This is a genomic window from Fibrella aquatilis, from assembly GCF_017353255.1.
GTDB classification, from domain to species: domain Bacteria; phylum Bacteroidota; class Bacteroidia; order Cytophagales; family Spirosomataceae; genus Fibrella; species Fibrella aquatilis.
The window spans coordinates 164,058-179,280 of sequence record NZ_JAFMYU010000012.1; the positions used below are offsets into that span (position 1 = coordinate 164,058).

General features: G+C 55.5%; 10 protein-coding genes. 4 read left to right on the forward strand and 6 right to left on the reverse strand.

Annotated elements, in window-relative coordinates; genetic code table 11:
• Positions 1–51: 51 nt before the first annotated feature.
• From J2I48_RS15870 to cysS, 3 genes are read right to left on the reverse strand one after another with little or no spacing between them, the layout of a single operon-like run.
• Positions 52–402 (reverse strand): element excision factor XisI family protein, encoded by a 351-nt coding sequence (locus J2I48_RS15870; protein ID WP_207336447.1) that lies wholly within the window; start codon positions 400–402, stop codon positions 52–54.
• On the reverse strand, positions 381–809 hold the full coding sequence (locus J2I48_RS15875) for an element excision factor XisH family protein (protein ID WP_207336448.1): 429 nt from the start codon (positions 807–809) through the stop codon (positions 381–383). Before J2I48_RS15875 ends, J2I48_RS15870 begins: the two co-directional genes overlap by 22 nt.
• Positions 809–2,299: a cysteine--tRNA ligase gene (cysS, locus tag J2I48_RS15880; RefSeq protein ID WP_207336449.1), complete on the reverse strand. Its 1,491-nt coding sequence runs from the start codon at positions 2,297–2,299 to the stop codon at positions 809–811. Before cysS ends, J2I48_RS15875 begins: the two co-directional genes overlap by 1 nt.
• Positions 2,300–2,417: 118 nt before the next feature.
• On the opposite strand from cysS, the gene J2I48_RS15885 reads away from it, so the two are divergent.
• The 3 genes from J2I48_RS15885 (at position 2,418) to J2I48_RS15895 (ending at position 5,372) form a co-directional block, all read left to right on the forward strand.
• Positions 2,418–3,638, forward strand: coding sequence for a hypothetical protein (locus J2I48_RS15885; protein ID WP_207336450.1), 1,221 nt, complete (start codon positions 2,418–2,420; stop codon positions 3,636–3,638).
• 98 nt (positions 3,639–3,736) lie between these two features.
• Entirely contained in the window at positions 3,737–4,408 is a 672-nt protein-coding gene (locus J2I48_RS15890) for a GNAT family N-acetyltransferase (RefSeq protein WP_207336451.1), read from the forward strand.
• Positions 4,409–4,451: 43 nt separating this feature from the next.
• Positions 4,452–5,372, forward strand: a complete 921-nt coding sequence (locus J2I48_RS15895; protein WP_207336452.1) for a PfkB family carbohydrate kinase — start codon at positions 4,452–4,454, stop codon at positions 5,370–5,372.
• A gap of 116 nt (positions 5,373–5,488) precedes the next feature.
• Here the strand turns inward: J2I48_RS15895 and J2I48_RS15900 are convergent, their stop codons facing one another.
• Together J2I48_RS15900 and J2I48_RS15905 are read right to left on the reverse strand one after the other, a co-directional pair.
• Complete coding sequence (locus J2I48_RS15900) at positions 5,489–6,355, reverse strand: CE1 family esterase (protein WP_207336453.1); 867 nt, start codon at positions 6,353–6,355, stop codon at positions 5,489–5,491.
• A gap of 183 nt (positions 6,356–6,538) precedes the next feature.
• Positions 6,539–8,569 carry an OPT family oligopeptide transporter gene (locus J2I48_RS15905; RefSeq protein WP_207336454.1) on the reverse strand — a complete coding sequence of 677 codons (2,031 nt, stop codon included), beginning with the start codon at positions 8,567–8,569 and terminating at the stop codon, positions 6,539–6,541.
• Between the two features lie 123 nt (positions 8,570–8,692).
• On the opposite strand from J2I48_RS15905, the gene J2I48_RS15910 reads away from it, so the two are divergent.
• A complete protein-coding gene (locus J2I48_RS15910; protein WP_207336455.1) occupies positions 8,693–9,742 on the forward strand; it encodes a serine hydrolase domain-containing protein in 1,050 nt (349 codons plus the stop codon).
• 36 nt (positions 9,743–9,778) lie between these two features.
• Here J2I48_RS15910 and J2I48_RS15915 read toward each other — a convergent pair whose 3' ends face one another.
• The gene (locus J2I48_RS15915; protein WP_207336456.1) at positions 9,779–15,160 is read right to left on the reverse strand and encodes a fibronectin type III domain-containing protein; all 5,382 of its coding nucleotides are present in this window, start codon (positions 15,158–15,160) and stop codon (positions 9,779–9,781) included.
• Between the last annotated feature and the right edge of the window lie 63 nt (positions 15,161–15,223).

Genomic DNA, 15,223 nt, shown 5'->3' on the forward strand with positions numbered 1-15,223 from the left:
TTCATGTCGCGGATGACCAGGCCTTAGCTTTTGAAGTAAGAATGTACCTGATCAAGCTACAGCGTAGCCAGTTAAAGCCCGGTATTGTGGTGGATGAAAACCTAGTACAATAGCCTCTCTGGCAATGCCCCGGCTCACCAGATCTTCGGCAACGTGTAATTCGGTAGTATTTTCCAGAAGCCAGACTTTACCGTCTGCTTTTAGTTGAATATGAATAAGCAACGTATCAACGAATCGGCTAGGGGTGGCCCAACCCATTGCTACCAGTTGATAATGATGGTTGTCACGATCTGCGATAACCAACCGCCGATACTCTTCGCCACTGGTTTCCTGATCCTGGTGTTCAGCCAAATACTGACTGATAATCAAGGCATAATGACTTATTTGTTGTGCGCTATCCATTTCACAATCTGCTTATTGAGTGGTTCATAAACAACAAAATTGAGCTTATACCGCTCGGCAACTACCTCAAAAACGCGTTGACGGCTCATTCGTTCATAGGTTGGTTCAGGGATGGCGAGGTATAAAACACGGTCTGGCTCCTGCAAGTCAAGATTGACCTGATAGACCAGCATCTGACCTACAGCACTGTGAAAATCGTAGATCAGCGAATCACCAAGGAAGCTCTTTACCTCGACGGCTATTTTTTCGATTCCTCGTTCAGCGGTAATCAGCTTCTCAGCACCAAGATCCACTGTCAATGCATCTTTGAGTAAATCGGTCATGAGCCGGTACCCGTCGTGCGTAACTGACCACCCGTCAGTAAGTAAGGCCTGCCGAACGGCCTCGTGAAAGAGATCTTTCGCCATTACTCTTCATACGCCCAGTCGATGCGGTGTTTCATGTCGCGGATGACCAGGCCCTGGCTTTTGAAGTAGGAACGTACCTGATCTACTTTGTCGTACAGGCGCTGGGTTTTGTACTCACGGTAGAGGTCAAGCATACCGCCTACCATCGCAGTCTGATCACGGCTGGTCTCTTCTTTCAGGCCTAACACTTCCTCGAAAAACTGGACGAACGTAGTCTGCAACTGCGCAAACGCGGCCTCGCCAAACTGCTCCATCGAGACTTGTTTGGTGTCGAGTTGATTGATCTTTTTCAGCAGACTAAACAGATGCCCGATGGCCACAGCCGTGTTCAGATCGTCGTTGAGCGCATCGTACAGTGCCTGATTGTCGCGGGCCACTTCCTCGCCGTGCTTTGGCTCGACAACGGCTCCTTCTTCCGCCTCAAACGTCATTGATTTTAGCAACCGAAGGCCGTTTACGAGCCGCCGGTAGCCTTTTTGAGCTGCTTTGAGGGCATCGTTAGAGAAGTCGAGGGTGCTGCGGTAGTGCGACTGAAGCATGAAAAACCGCACCGTCATGGGCGAATAGGCCTGATCAAGCAGCGGGTGCGTACCGGCAAACAATTCCGATGGCAGGAATGAATTACCCAGCGACTTGCTCATCTTCTGGCCATTCACGGTCAGCATGTTCGAGTGCATCCAGTAGCGCACGGGGTCGTGGTTGTTGAGGCCGTGACCTTGGGCAATCTCGCATTCGTGGTGCGGAAATTTCAGGTCCATGCCCCCGCCGTGGATGTCGAACTGCGTACCCAGGTACTTAGTGCTCATGCAGGTACACTCCAGGTGCCAGCCCGGAAAGCCCATGCCCCAGGGCGATTTCCAGCGCATGAGGTGTTCGGGCGAAGCGTTTTTCCAGATCGCAAAATCCAGTGGGTTGCGCTTTTCGCTTTGTCCGTCCAGCTCGCGGGTTTCGTTGAGCAGGTCGTCCAGAATTCGACCCGACAGCTTGCCGTATTGCCCCCCTTCGCGGTTGTACTGTTCAATATCGAAATACACCGACCCGTTCGATTCGTAGGCTAACCCCTTGTCGATCAACTCTTTCACGGCCTCGATCTGCTCGATCATGTGGCCCGTGGCGGTGGGTTCGATGCTTGGCGGCAGGGCGTTGAAGGTTGCCATTACATTGTGGAAATCGAGGGTGTAGCGTTGTACGATTTCCATCGGTTCCAGCTTTTCGAGCTTGGCCATCCGTCCAATTTTGTCTTCACCTTCGTCACTGTCGCCCACGAGGTGACCCACGTCGGTGAGGTTGCGCACGTAGCGGACCTTGTAGCCAATGTGGGTCAGGTAGCGGAACAGCGTATCGAACGACAGAAACGTGCGGACGTTGCCCAAATGCACGTAGTTATAAACCGTTGGACCACAAACGTACAGGCCCACGTGGGGCGCACTGATGGGTTCAAACCGTTCTTTCTGCCGGGAAAGCGTATTATAAAGCGTGAGAGGTTGCATAAGGCAAAGTTAGTGGTAAGTGCTGAACGGTGAGTGGTAAGTAGGCTGTCGCGAACGAATACACTTGCGACAGCTTACTTACCACTCACCGTTCAGCACTTACCGTTACTTTTGCCCTATGCAATTGCTTGAAGTAGGCACTGATGTTGCCCTCCGTCGTGAGTTTCTCGAACTGCCCGTTCGGCTCTATACCAATGACCCCTGCTGGATTCGTCCGCTCGATGATGACCTCGAAAGCGTGTTCGACCCGAAGCGGAACAAGCTGTTTGAGACCGGCGAGTGCATTCGGTGGGTGCTGAAAAATGAGGCCGGACAGACCATTGGGCGCGTGGCGGCGTTTGTGAATGGCAAAACGCTGAAGGCCGAAAAAGACCAATCCGGACGCGGAACCGCAACGGGCGGCATGGGCTTTTTTGAGTGCATCGACGACCAGAAAGCCGCGTTTTTTCTCTTCGACACCTGCCGCGAATGGCTGGCCGCGCGGGGCATGGAAGCGATGGAAGGCCCAATCAATTTCGGTGACCGCGACCGGTGGTGGGGCTTACTGGTAGAGGGGTTCGACAAGGAGCCAAACTACGGGATGCCCTACACGAAGCCTTACTACGTCCCGTTTTTCGAGGCGTATGGCTTCCAGGATTATTTCCAGCAGCACACGTTTTCGTTGGCCATCAACTACGACGAACTGATGGAAAATGGGATGCAGCAAAAGGTGCTCGACCGGGCGCAGGCCATTCTCGACAACCCTGAATACACGTTTGAGCATATTCAGAAAAACAAGCTGCCTCAGTACGCCGCCGATTTCGCCGAGATCTATACCAAAGCCTGGGCAAAAATTCTGGGCACGCCTGATATGACCACCGAGAAGGCCCTGAAGCTGATGCAGCAGATGAAGCCGGTGATGGAAGAAAACCTCGTCTGGTTCGGCTATCACGGCAGCGGTCCTACCCGGCAACCGGTAGCGTTTTTCATTATGCTACCCGAACTGAACCAGTACTTCAAGCACGTCAACGGCAAGATGGATTTGAAGGGCAAGCTGACGTTTTTGTACCATAAGCTCCTGAAACCCACCAACAAAGCCTTCGGCGTGATTTTCGGCGTGGTGCCCGATTTTCAGGGAAAAGGCATTGAATCGGCCATTGCTATTGCGTATCCCTCGCGGGAGGTATGGGGCGGAAAGAAGCACCAGTTTAACGCTTTGGAGCTAAACTGGATCGGCGATTTCAACGTGCGCATGATTCGTTTCTCCAAAATGCTCGGCGGCAAAATCAGTAAACGGCATATCACCTACCGCTATCTATTCGACAGAGAAAAAGAGTTTAAACGACATAAGGTAATCTGAGTTTACTGTCTAAAGTTTAAAGTCTAATGTTGCTCCGTGATCTACACAGTTCGCGGAGCAACATTAGACTTTAAACTTTAGACATTGAACCACTTCCTATGGTTGGTCGCCACCTTGATATTGCGCTTGATAGGGGGTATTTTCGGATGCACCAGTACGTGTTTACGTGCCAGTACCTGATGCTCGACGATACCGTTTGCCCCGTGCATTGGCTGCGGGTCGACCTCCGGCGGGTGCAGTTTGGCAAAAGTCAGCGGCAGTTGATCAACCGTAATAAGGCTTTTTCGGTATCCGTAACGCCCCTGGTGCTGACCCACGAGCTAACCGACCTCTACGCCCGCTACCGCGCCAGTATCGACTTCGACGCGCCCGAATCTATAGAGGCGTCGCTCTTCGACGGTGCACCCACCGATAGCAGCGCGTTTGACACCTACGTGATGACCGTCCGCGATGGCGACCGGCTGATTGCGGCGGGCATTTTCGACAGGGGGATGCGGACTATTGCGGGCATCATGAATGTCTATGACCCCGATTATAAACGCTATAGCCTCGGCAAGTACCTGATGTTGTTAAAAATCAATTTCGCTCAGCAACAGCGCCTCGACTATTACTACCCTGGCTATGTGGTGAGCTACTACCCCAAATTCGATTACAAGATTGCCGCCGCCGAATCGGCCACCGAAGTCCTCGACACCACCAACGACCGGTGGCTACCCTTTTCGTGGGAAACTGTCAAGGAATTGGCTCAGGAATTGATGCGGGAGGATTAACCTGCTCAACCTTACCTTTGCCGTTTCAATTAAGATACACAGCATGAGTTTACTAACGGTTGGGTCCGTGGCGTTCGATGCGCTGGAAACCCCCTTCGGCAAGACCGACAAGATCATTGGCGGGGCCGCCACCTACATCACCCTCTCGGCATCGTATTTCACCAAAGACAATAACCTCGTGGCCGTGGTTGGCGACGATTTTCCGCAGTCGATGATCGACACGCTCGTGAGCCACGGCGTGAACGTCGACGGGCTGGAGATCAGGAAGGGCGAGAAAACGTTTTTCTGGTCGGGCAAGTACCACGACGACATGAACACCCGCGACACGGTGGAGGTGCAGTTAAACGTGATGGAGCACTTCGACCCCATTATTCCCGACCAATACCAGGATTGCCAGTACCTGATGCTGGGCAACACCGCCCCGGCCATTCAGCACATGGTGGTGAAGCGGATGAAAAACCGGCCCAAGCTGATCGTTTTGGACACGATGAACCTCTGGATCGAGATTGCCAACGCCGACCTGAAAGCCCTGCTCCGCGACGTAGACGTGCTGGTGCTGAACGACGAAGAAGCACGCCAACTCACCGGCGACTATGCCCTGGTACGCGCCGCCGCCACGATCAAGGCGATGGGGCCTAAGACGGTGATCATTAAAAAAGGCGAACATGGCGCCCTGCTCTTCCACGAAGATCGAATTTTTGCCGCCCCGGCCCTACCGCTGGAAGAAGTGTTCGACCCCACCGGCGCGGGCGACACCTTCGCGGGTGGATTCATCGGCCACCTCGCCAAGACCGACGACATCTCGTTCGACAATATGAAACGCGCCGTCATCTACGGATCAGCCATGGCTTCGTTCTGCGTCGAGAAATTCGGAGCCGAACGCATCCTGAACCTATCTAAAGAAGAGATTCAGAACCGCGTCAATGAGTTTGTAAAGCTTTCAGCGTTTAGCGTGGAAATGTGAAAGGGGTTCAAGGTTTAATGTCTAAGCGGTCCGCCGCCGCGGGTCTAAAGTTGGCTGACGCGAGAAGGTGCTTGCCGCACCGGCGGACCGCTTAGACATTAAACCTTGAACTCGCTTCATTGCTTTTCAAAAAACCGCAACGCTTCCAGGTGCACGTCGATGTCGTGGGGGTAGTCGTGTTTACCGCCGATGACTTTTAGGAGGACCACGTCGGGTTTGCCGGGAGCGTGGTAGGCGTAGCGTTCAATGGTGCGGCCATCGGTGGGGTCGGTGTCGGGGAGTTTTTCCAGGGTCGGCTGGCCGCTGTATTGTGCCAAATCAGCCCAATAGGCCAGGGTACGGTCGGTGGAAAGCACGTTACCCATGTTCATGTTTTTACCCAGAATGACTGGGCCGCCGTTGTAGGGATTGATGGGGTCCTGGGTGCCGTTGATGATCATTATTGCCACGGGTTGGCCCGTTGCCACGCAGTCGGAATTGGTAGAATCGGGCAGGTTGGCAATGATGGCGGTGATAGCCCGGAAGGCATCAGGCATGGTCATGGCCAGTTTGTAGGTCATATGTCCCCCACCCGACGTACCTACGGCAAAGACCCGTTTGGTATCTACGTCATACCGTTTTTTTAGCCGCTGAATCATGCCGTCGAAAAAGGCCTGCTCGTCAACGTCTTCTACGTTGGCCTGCGCGGGCGACGCTTTGCGGCACTCATTCCAGAAGTTTTTATAGCCATTTGGGTACACCACCAGCGTATTAGTAGCGCGCGCGGTGCTATCCATCGCCACCGCAGCCTGCATCATCTGCTGCCCATTGCCACCCGATCCATGCAACACAAAAACAAGGCTTGGCTTCCGCAGGGGGCTGGTTGGCGTATTGTACTGAAACGATCGGTAATGCCCCTCAATCAGCACCGAATCACTGACGATCTGTGCGCGCGAATGACTGATTATCAGGGATATAAATACGAGGAACAGATATTGTTTCATGGAGCAAAGGGTTGGTTTGACTTTTTTTAACATATATGTGTAGCTTCATGCTGTAGGCTACGCGCTTTAGGCCCTTCGACAAGCTCAGGGTGACAGGGAAGTTGACTCATGTTCACTAGCTTGATTCAACGTCGTTGTCACCCTGAGCTTGTCGAAGGGCCTAAAGCGCGTAGCCATAACTCTCTATTCCCGTTTACTCACCCCAATTCGGCCAAGCATGACGGCCAAGCCGACGAAGGCCAGCGCGCCCAGCAACATGTAGCCGCCTTCGCCCAGGGCACCGGCCAGGGCGGGTTCGAGCGAGAGCTTGGCTAAGGAGTTAAACACGTTGTCGTTAACAGACAGCAGGGCCACCAGCACCCCCGCCAGCGCACCACCTGCTACGAGGCCCGTGGCAAAGAGATTACCCCGGCTGAGGTCTTCGTCTTCGGCCGATTTATTGGCACTCTTGGTTCGCCAGTCGGTGAAGGCTTTCACGCAGCCACCAGCGAAAATGGGCAAGGTGGTCGACAGCGGCAGGTAGAGACCCACCGCGAAGGCCAGCGCACTCACGCCCACCAGTTCAAACACAAACGCCAGCACGGCCCCCACCAGCACAAACTGCCAGTCGAGGTTGAACGAGAGCAGGCCTTTGATGAGCGTGGCCATGAGCGTACCCTGCGGGGCCGGAAACTTGTCGGTGCCAATGGCGTGGGTGACGCCCTTCGCCACGAGGTCGGGCGTGGGGATGTCGAGGAGTTTGACCGTGGCCCCCACCACCAGCGACGATACCACCACGCCCACCAGCAGGGCCAGTTGCTGCGACCGGGGGGTGGCCCCCACCAGGTAGCCCGTCTTTAGATCCTGCGAGGTGGCCCCGGCGTTGGCAGCGGCCACGCAGATGAGGCTACCCACTACCAACACGGCAGGTTCGTAGGTACGTCCCGTGAGGCCTATGCCAATGAATATCAGGGCCGTACCCATAATGGTGGCGATGGTCATGCCCGACACCGGCGACGAACTTGACCCGATCAGGCCCACAATGCGGCTGGCTACGGTGACGAAAAAGAAGCCAAACACCAGCACCAGAATGGCAATCAACAGCTTGGTCAGGTAGGTGTCGCCGGGAATTTGGGGGAGCAGTACCATCAGCAGAGCCAGTACCACGCAGCCGATGACCACAAACCGGCCACTCAACTCACGGTCGGTACGTAGCACACCACCGGGCTGCCCGGCCAGTTCGGCATTAGAACCAGTCCCTTTGCCAATGGAGGCTTTGAACGACGAAACAATCGTTGGAATGGTTTTCAGCAGGGTCATAAAACCACCCGCCGTAACGGCCCCCGCCCCGATCTGACGGATATAGGCACGGTAGATGGCGGCGGCGGTGTCGGTAAAGGTTTTGGTTTCGGGGTGCCAGCCGCCGGGACCGCCCGCTTTGGTGAGGTCGGCCAGGTAGCCGAGCTTGTTTAGTTGTAGCGCAATGGTTTCGCCGGGAACGACAGAGGCCAGCAGCGGAATAATGCCCAGCCACGCCAGGAAACCGCCCCCCACCAGCACCGCCGATATGCGAAAACCGATGATGTAGCCCACACCCAGGTACTCTGGCGTGATCTCGCCCGCCACCTGCGCCGAGGGAAAATACCGGTTCGCCTGCTTTGTGGCCCAGACCGGCACTTCAGCAATAATGTGCAATACTTTTTGCAACGCGGCATACAAAAAAGCCACCCCCAGGCCCAGATAAGCCGTTTTGGCAAAGTCGCCGCCTTTTTCACCCGCAATCAACACCGACGCACAGGCCGTGCCTTCGGGGTAAGGCAGGGTGTCGTGTTCCTGCACAATCAGCGACCGGCGCAGGGGCACCATCATGAGTGTGCCTACCAGCCCGCCCACAATAGCCAGGGTCAGAATGGTCCAGTAATTGAAAAAGTCGGCCGAGGCCCCGTCGGTGAGAAACAGGAAGCCGGGCATGGTAAACACCACCCCCGAAGCAATGCTTTCGCCTGCCGAACCGGTGGTCTGGATGATGTTGTTTTCGAGGATAGTGGTGCCCAAAAACCGCCTACCCAACGAGATCGCCAGCACGGAAATGGGGATGGATGCCGACACCGACAGGCCCGCTTTGAGGGACAGATAGACCGTGGCGGCCCCGAAGAGTACGCCAAAGAGCGCACCCACGATAACGGCCTTCACCGAAAGCTCGGCGGGCGATTCAGACGCAGGAATGTAGGACAAGGAGGAAGGCGTTTAAAGTTTGATGTCTAAAGTTTAAAGTTGGTTCGGCTTGTGGTAATTCCAAGCGAATGCAATGCAACTTGGTGCATCAAAAATGCATCGTTTAGTCATCCGCGCTTTCCTATGAAAAAGCTACCCTTTATTTTACTACCCCTGCTGATCGCTTGTCATACAGCCACAGTGACCCCGGCACCCGTGGCCCCGACGTATGATTTTGCTGCTGTTGATCAGCTCGTTACGGCCAACATTGGCCTGTACAATAACAACGTGATGGTGTTGGTGTCGCAGAATGGGCAGATCATTTACCGAAAAAATATTGTTTTCGACGAGACTACGTCGCGCAGTATTGCATCGGCCTCGAAATGGCTGTCGGGTGCGGTGATTATGACGCTAGTAGATGAGCAGAAAGTAGCCCTCAACGATACGCTGGGCAAGTTTCTGCCCATTTTCACGAAGTATAGAAAAGGCGGCATCACCATCCGGCAGTTGTTTTCGCACACCTCCGGCTTTCCCGGCGACTCGCCGCAGGGCTACGAAAACAGCCGACTGCTTAGTCTTGCGCAAGCCGTAGATTCACTGGCCGTCTACACTAAACTAATTAATCCACCGGGAACAGCCTTTTATTATGGCGGGGTAGGTATGCACATTGCCGGGCGGGTAGCCGAGGTGGTGTCGGGCAAGTCATGGCAGGCGCTTTTCAACGAAAAAATTGGTACACCCTGTGCACTTGTAGCTACATATAACCCAGGCAATCCAACTAACCCGCTTATTGGCGGTGGCGTGGTCACGTCGGCACGGAGCTATCTGAATTTTCTGGAGATGCTGGTGAACAATGGCCTTTACAATGGCAAACGGGTGCTGAGCGAAGCTGCCGTGAAGACCCTGGTTACTGACCAGACCAACGCCGCTACGATCCAGTATACGCCCTACCCGGCCAACCCCTATTCGCCCTACAAAACGGCACCCGTGCGCTACGGTATCGGCAACTGGCTCGACGTAGTCGATGGCTCCGGGACCGTCATTGAAAGCAGCAGCCCCGGCGCGTTTGGTACGCACCCCTGGATCAACTACAAAACCAAGACCGCCGGTATCATTTTCACGATGGCCGATTTCAAAACCTCCCAACCCGCCAGTCTTCAAATCCGTGAAGCCATCCGGGGCATTGTCAACTGAGTTCATAGTTGGCTTGTTCCAGCGAATCGTCTGGTACTACAGCCCATGCCGGATGGATGCGCCGGGGCTGACTTTCAGCCTGCCCGTGGCTTCATACATCAACTGTTGCACCTGCCCGGCATAGTTGGCTGGCACCGTAACGAGATGCCGCAGCAGTACCGTACTTCCCGCTGTAGGCACGCAGGCACAGGACCAGGTATTGGGACTGGTCCACAAACCAGCCACCACACTGCGAATGCGGTCGTCAGTGAGCGTAAAGGAACTGGTTGTCTGGTAGCCCGATCCACCCGCGCATAACCCCCGCACCTGCCAGTCGTAGGCAACGCCCATTGTAAGGCCAGTAAGCACGTAGGCTGTGGCGGTTAGGTTTGAAACGGTGGTCCAGGCGTTGGTGCCCGACACCCGCCATTGCAGTTCGTAGGCCACGTTTTCGCTGGTAGCCGCCCAGCGCAGCCGCGCCGACGACGCCGTTTTTTGGTCAACGAGATGCCCCACCGGTGGCACACAGGCTGTTTGGAAGCTATAGGTATCCCCAAAGGCAGGCTGACATTCGTTACGTAGCTGATAGACGTAGGTGGTATTGTTGGTCAGACCAGTGAGTGAAAAGGGCAGGGCGCTCCCCGTTGCCAACAGCCAGTTGCTATTGCCCTGCGGACGGTACCGAATGGTATACTGACCAATAGAGCCCGAACTACTGAATGACAATTGTACCGACGTTGACGCGGGATTGGTAGCCGTGCCACCGTAGAGCGTTGTGGCAGGGCAGCTTAACTGAAATGATGGTCCCACCACCGCCGGGTCGTCGGGTTGGGTACAGACTGTGCGGAGTTGCCATTCGTAGGTGATGTTGGGCAACAGACCCGTTAGCTTATACGAATCGGTAACGCCAGGGACGGTGGTCCAGGTAGAGGCACCTTTTACCCGCCATTGCAGCGTGTAGACCGCCCCGCCGCCTGTCCAGTACAGGAACGCCTGGTTGCGCGTCAGGTCGGGCATGTAGGTTGATGCCTGCAAAGCGGACGGTGCCGCGCATTGCGTAGCGAAGTAAGCAGCACCGCTAAAAATCAGTGGGCTTATGCATTCAGTTGCCACGGCCCATTCATAGACGTTGTTGGGCAGCAGGCCAACGAGTGCATAAGTCGCGCTGGTTATACCCGTTACCGTGGTCCAGGTGGTCGTGCCCGTCAGGCGATAGCGAACCGTATACTGGCCACCTGGTATCAGACTTCGCCACGACAACTGGGCGGTGGTACGGGTAACAGGCGCGCTCAGAAGCTGGTCGGGAGGCAGGCAAACCGTCCGGAAAAACAAGGAAGCCAGTGTACCCGTTTCGCAGGATGTTTGCAGCCGCCATTCATACAACGTACTGGCTGTCAAGCCAGTTAATTTGTAGGTCGTCGCCGTCGTACTGAGCGGTACGGACGTCCAGGTGGTGGCTCCAGCCACTCGCCACAGCACGGTTTGCGACGCAACAGGGCTGGCCCAGGACCAACTCAGCAGGGCATCGGTACCGGTGGTATACTGAACCGTGCCGGTAGCCGATGGACATGTCATATACGCGGTCGCTTCGGGGCTGTAGGTAAGGCTGCCGTCGGCTTCGGTCACGTAGATACGGAGTTTATAAACGCCCACCGGCTTCAGATTCTGAAGCTGATATTTCGTCGCGGTGAGCAGGCCCGTGCTGAGCCAGTTAGGACTAGCGTCTTCGCGCCACTGCAACACATACGGTTTATTGTCAACACCTTCTATCTGGGTTGTGAGGGCGCCTGTGCCTGTAGACTGAACATACACACGAGGTGAATTAGTGGTGGTTGACTGCGTATTGAATATGGTGCTGCTAGCCGACGACCGGTCTGTGGCCGAACAAACCGACTGCCAGCTTGCGTCGTAGGTCAGGGTTGGGCTTAAGCCCGTCAGGCTCAGCACCGTGCCCGACATTGCCGTCACCACAGACCAGGCGTTGGTGCCTGCTACCCGCCATTTGAACTCAAAAACGGGGTTTCCGGTGGCAGGTGTCCAGCTTACCGTCACCGATTGAGGCGAGTTTCGGATGAAACTAACAGAAACCGGCGATGGACACTGGGTTGTGAAATAGTTGGTCCCGTACCAGGTTGCCCCAGTGCATGTGCTGCGACTCCGGTATTCGTAGCCCGAACCAGGACGCAAATTGGGTAACGTCAGGGTGTTTCCCGGTAAGCCCGCCAATAACGTCCAGGGAACTGAACCCGCCAGGCGATACTGAACATCAACACTGGGGGCGTCGGCTGGCTGACTCCAGGTGAGTGTAGCCTGATTGTACCCGACCTCATTCGCTACCACACCACCGGTCAGGGAGCAGGCCAGCCGGAAAGGTTGAGCGGTGGAATAAGTTACGGAATAGGGTGCGCCACAATCAGAGCCAACGCGCCATTCATAATCGGTGTTGTTGGTCAGGCCCGTGAGCGATATTGTCGAGGTTGCGCCTGCCTCACCAGCCACGGGGATGGTGGTCCAGGTACCCGCGTCCACGGCCCGCCACTGCACCTGATGCATACCCGTTATGTTAGCCTGCCACGACAGGCTGGCCGTTGTACCCCTTGCCTCTGTGACAAGGTTGGTGGGCCGCGGGCAGGTTAGATACAGGCTGGCCGTAGCGTAATTTGTTGTGGCACACGTACCGCCAACCCGACACTCATAGGTCTGGCCGGGGGTCAGGTTGGGGATGGTATAGCTGTAGCGTACTTGTTTGACATTCGTGTTTTGGTAGGATGCATTTACATAAATACCTGTCAATGAGATAGTTTTCGAGACCCATGCGGTAGCTCCAGCTACGTGATAGTCAACGACATAGGTATCTGTCAGTGGTGGGTACGCCTGATAGCTGTCGACTATCCAACTCATGGTCAGCGACGAAATCGTGGGCTGGCTAAGATTCAGGCTTGACCCGAAATAGCAGGCCGTTTGGGCGGTGGTGGTCGGGGAGAAATCGCTCTGCCTGGTTGTTGAACAAAACTGCCGGACCCGGTACTCGTAATTTGTCCCGCTGGCGAGGTTCGTGATGGTGTGATTTACCCCCGACAGACCAGTCTCCGACTGCCAGTTGGGACTGCCCACGGGCCGCCAGTTTAACTCGTAACGGCTACCGGGCAGGGGAGAATCCCATTGCAGGGTGAGCGATGACCTTGTGCTACTATATACATAGACGGTAGGTATCTGACAGGTAGTACTGAAGGTGGGTCCATTGTAGAAATCCCCGTAGATACCTGCGGAACAGACCGATCTTGTGCGCCACTCATAGGTTTTGTCGGCCAGCAAACCAGCCAATACATAGCCATTGTTCAGGTCCTCTCTGGTCAGCATGCGGCTTTGCCAGGTGGTTCCTCCTGCCTCCCGAAACTGAAGCTCAATCCCCATTGGCCTGCCTGACGACGCAAAACCACTCAGCCGGGCCGATTCCGGGCTGACGTTGGCAACGGCCAAATTGCTGATCGGGGCACCACATCGGGTGGTGAACGTCTGGATGGCTGCATAGCCCGTTTCGCCGGCGGGCGTACAGAAAGATCGCACCCGCCATTCGTAGGTGGTGGCGTTGGTGAGGCCGGTCAGCGAATACCCGTTCGTAATAATCCCGTCGAGCTGTTGCCAGGCCGACTGCCCCGCTACCCGCCATTGAACCGTATAGGGCGTATTGGCTATCGACTCGTACCAACCCAGGTTCGCAGCCGTGCCTCCATCAGCATCGGCGTACAGGTTGCCGACGATGGCACAGGGAATCTGGAAGGTCTGTACATCCGAATAATTGCCGCCGACGGTGGCACTGCACATCCGACGGGCACGCCATTCATAAGGTGTGGCCGGAACAAGGCCGGTCAGCGTGTAGGGCGACGTGCTCACGGCGGGAACAACCGTCCAGTTAGTAGCCCCCACGGCCCGCCACTGAATCTCAACGGTGATGTTGAAGTCATTGCTCCAAAGGAAGTAAAGAGCTGCCGTCGATTTTGTTAAGTTACCGGTACTGACATACGGTATTGCCCCGCAGGGCGTCGTAACGGTGTTGATGGGGGTATAATCGGAGGCTACCGTGGCCGAACACGCCTGTCGGATGCGCCATTCGTAGGTTGCGTTGGGAACCACATTGGCCAGCAGGTACGTGTTCGCGTCTGTAATGCCCGTTACTTCTGACCAGGACGTTGCCCCGGCTAACCGCCATTGCAGATCAACGGAAGCAGTGCCAGAGGCCCAGTAAAAAGCCAGCTTGTTATTGGGCCGGTAAGAGGCCGACGGGCTAGCCGGTGCAACGCATTTGGTTGTAACCGTCTGACTAGCTGAGTAATCCGAATCAACGTTAGGGAGGCATCGTGCCCGCATTCGCCATTCGTAAGTAGTGGTGTTAGTTAGTCCCGTCAGCGTAAGGGGCGATGTTGTTGCCGGGTAGGTGGTCCATGTCGGGGTATTGACCGGACGAATTTGCACCTCAACCGGACTGGCGGCCTGCCAGCTTACCGTAATCTGGTTGTGGTTAACGGCTATCAGGTTTGGATTAGCTGGCACGTCGCACTGCGTCGTAACTGTGTTGGAGGTCGTATAAGCCGACTTCTCGGTGGCTGAACACACCGACCGAACCTGCCATTCGTAGGTGGTGCTGGGCAACAGTCCCGTCAGTGTATAATCTGTATCGGGCAAGTTATCGGCTGTATTCCAGACAGTTGCACCAAGTGCCCGCCAGCGGAAATCGGTCTGGAGGTTGAGCAGGGCAGGTTGCCAGCGTACCTCGGCGGCATTAGCAGTATAACGCAGGAGTTGTGGGCTTGTAGGCGGCGCACACTGCGTCTGAAACTGGATCGTTGGGCTAAAATCTGACTGTGCCGTAGGTGAGCAGCTAGCCCGTACTCGCCATTCGATGTAGGTGTTGTTGGGCAAATCGGTCAGCACATAGCCAGACGCATAGGCGTCGATTCCCGACACGACGGTCCAGTCGGTAGTCCCCACGGCCCGCCAGTGTACTTCGTATGTTGTACTCGAAACCGCGTAGTTTGACCACGATAGCCGGGCCGACCGGTGCGTGACCTTGTTTGTTGCTACGCTGGTTGGAGTTAGGCAAACCGTGCGAAACGGACTGACGGTCGAAGCTGCTGAAGTATCGCCCGCAGCACAGACTGAACGTACCCGGAGCTCATAGTTGGTGTTGTTGGTCAGGCCTGTCACCGTCCCGTAGGTTGACGTTTGCAGTGGTTTCGACTGCCACGCCGCTTCCCCCACCACCCGCCACTGAATCTGATAGCCAAGCGATGGTGTGTTGTTGGCGTACCAGTTGAATTCGGCCCGGTCGTGAGTGATGGTGTAGATGTAGGGCGTCGAAGGTATGTCGCAAGCCAACGCGCTGTTGGTCAGGCACGTAGCGAGCAGACTGATAATAAAAAGAACGTAGCTGTTTCGCATAAATACGCAGCAGGAACACCTTGCCGTAGGTTGAGTGTTGGTGGATAAATGGTGTCTGCGTAA

Excerpts from the sequence above, each read along its gene's own strand:
- J2I48_RS15895 (WP_207336452.1), top strand. The coding sequence starts at position 4,452 with ATGAGTTTACTAACGGTTGGGTCCGTGGCGTTCGATGCGCTGGAAACC.
- J2I48_RS15910 (WP_207336455.1), top strand. The coding sequence starts at position 8,693 with ATGAAAAAGCTACCCTTTATTTTACTACCCCTGCTGATCGCTTGTCAT.
- J2I48_RS15875 (WP_207336448.1), bottom strand. The coding sequence starts at position 809 with ATGGCGAAAGATCTCTTTCACGAGGCCGTTCGGCAGGCCTTACTTACT.
- J2I48_RS15915 (WP_207336456.1), bottom strand. The coding sequence starts at position 15,160 with ATGCGAAACAGCTACGTTCTTTTTATTATCAGTCTGCTCGCTACGTGC.
- J2I48_RS15885 (WP_207336450.1), top strand. The coding sequence starts at position 2,418 with ATGCAATTGCTTGAAGTAGGCACTGATGTTGCCCTCCGTCGTGAGTTT.
- J2I48_RS15870 (WP_207336447.1), bottom strand. The coding sequence starts at position 402 with ATGGATAGCGCACAACAAATAAGTCATTATGCCTTGATTATCAGTCAG.
- J2I48_RS15900 (WP_207336453.1), bottom strand. The coding sequence starts at position 6,355 with ATGAAACAATATCTGTTCCTCGTATTTATATCCCTGATAATCAGTCAT.
- J2I48_RS15890 (WP_207336451.1), top strand. The coding sequence starts at position 3,737 with ATGGTTGGTCGCCACCTTGATATTGCGCTTGATAGGGGGTATTTTCGG.
- cysS (WP_207336449.1), bottom strand. The coding sequence starts at position 2,299 with ATGCAACCTCTCACGCTTTATAATACGCTTTCCCGGCAGAAAGAACGG.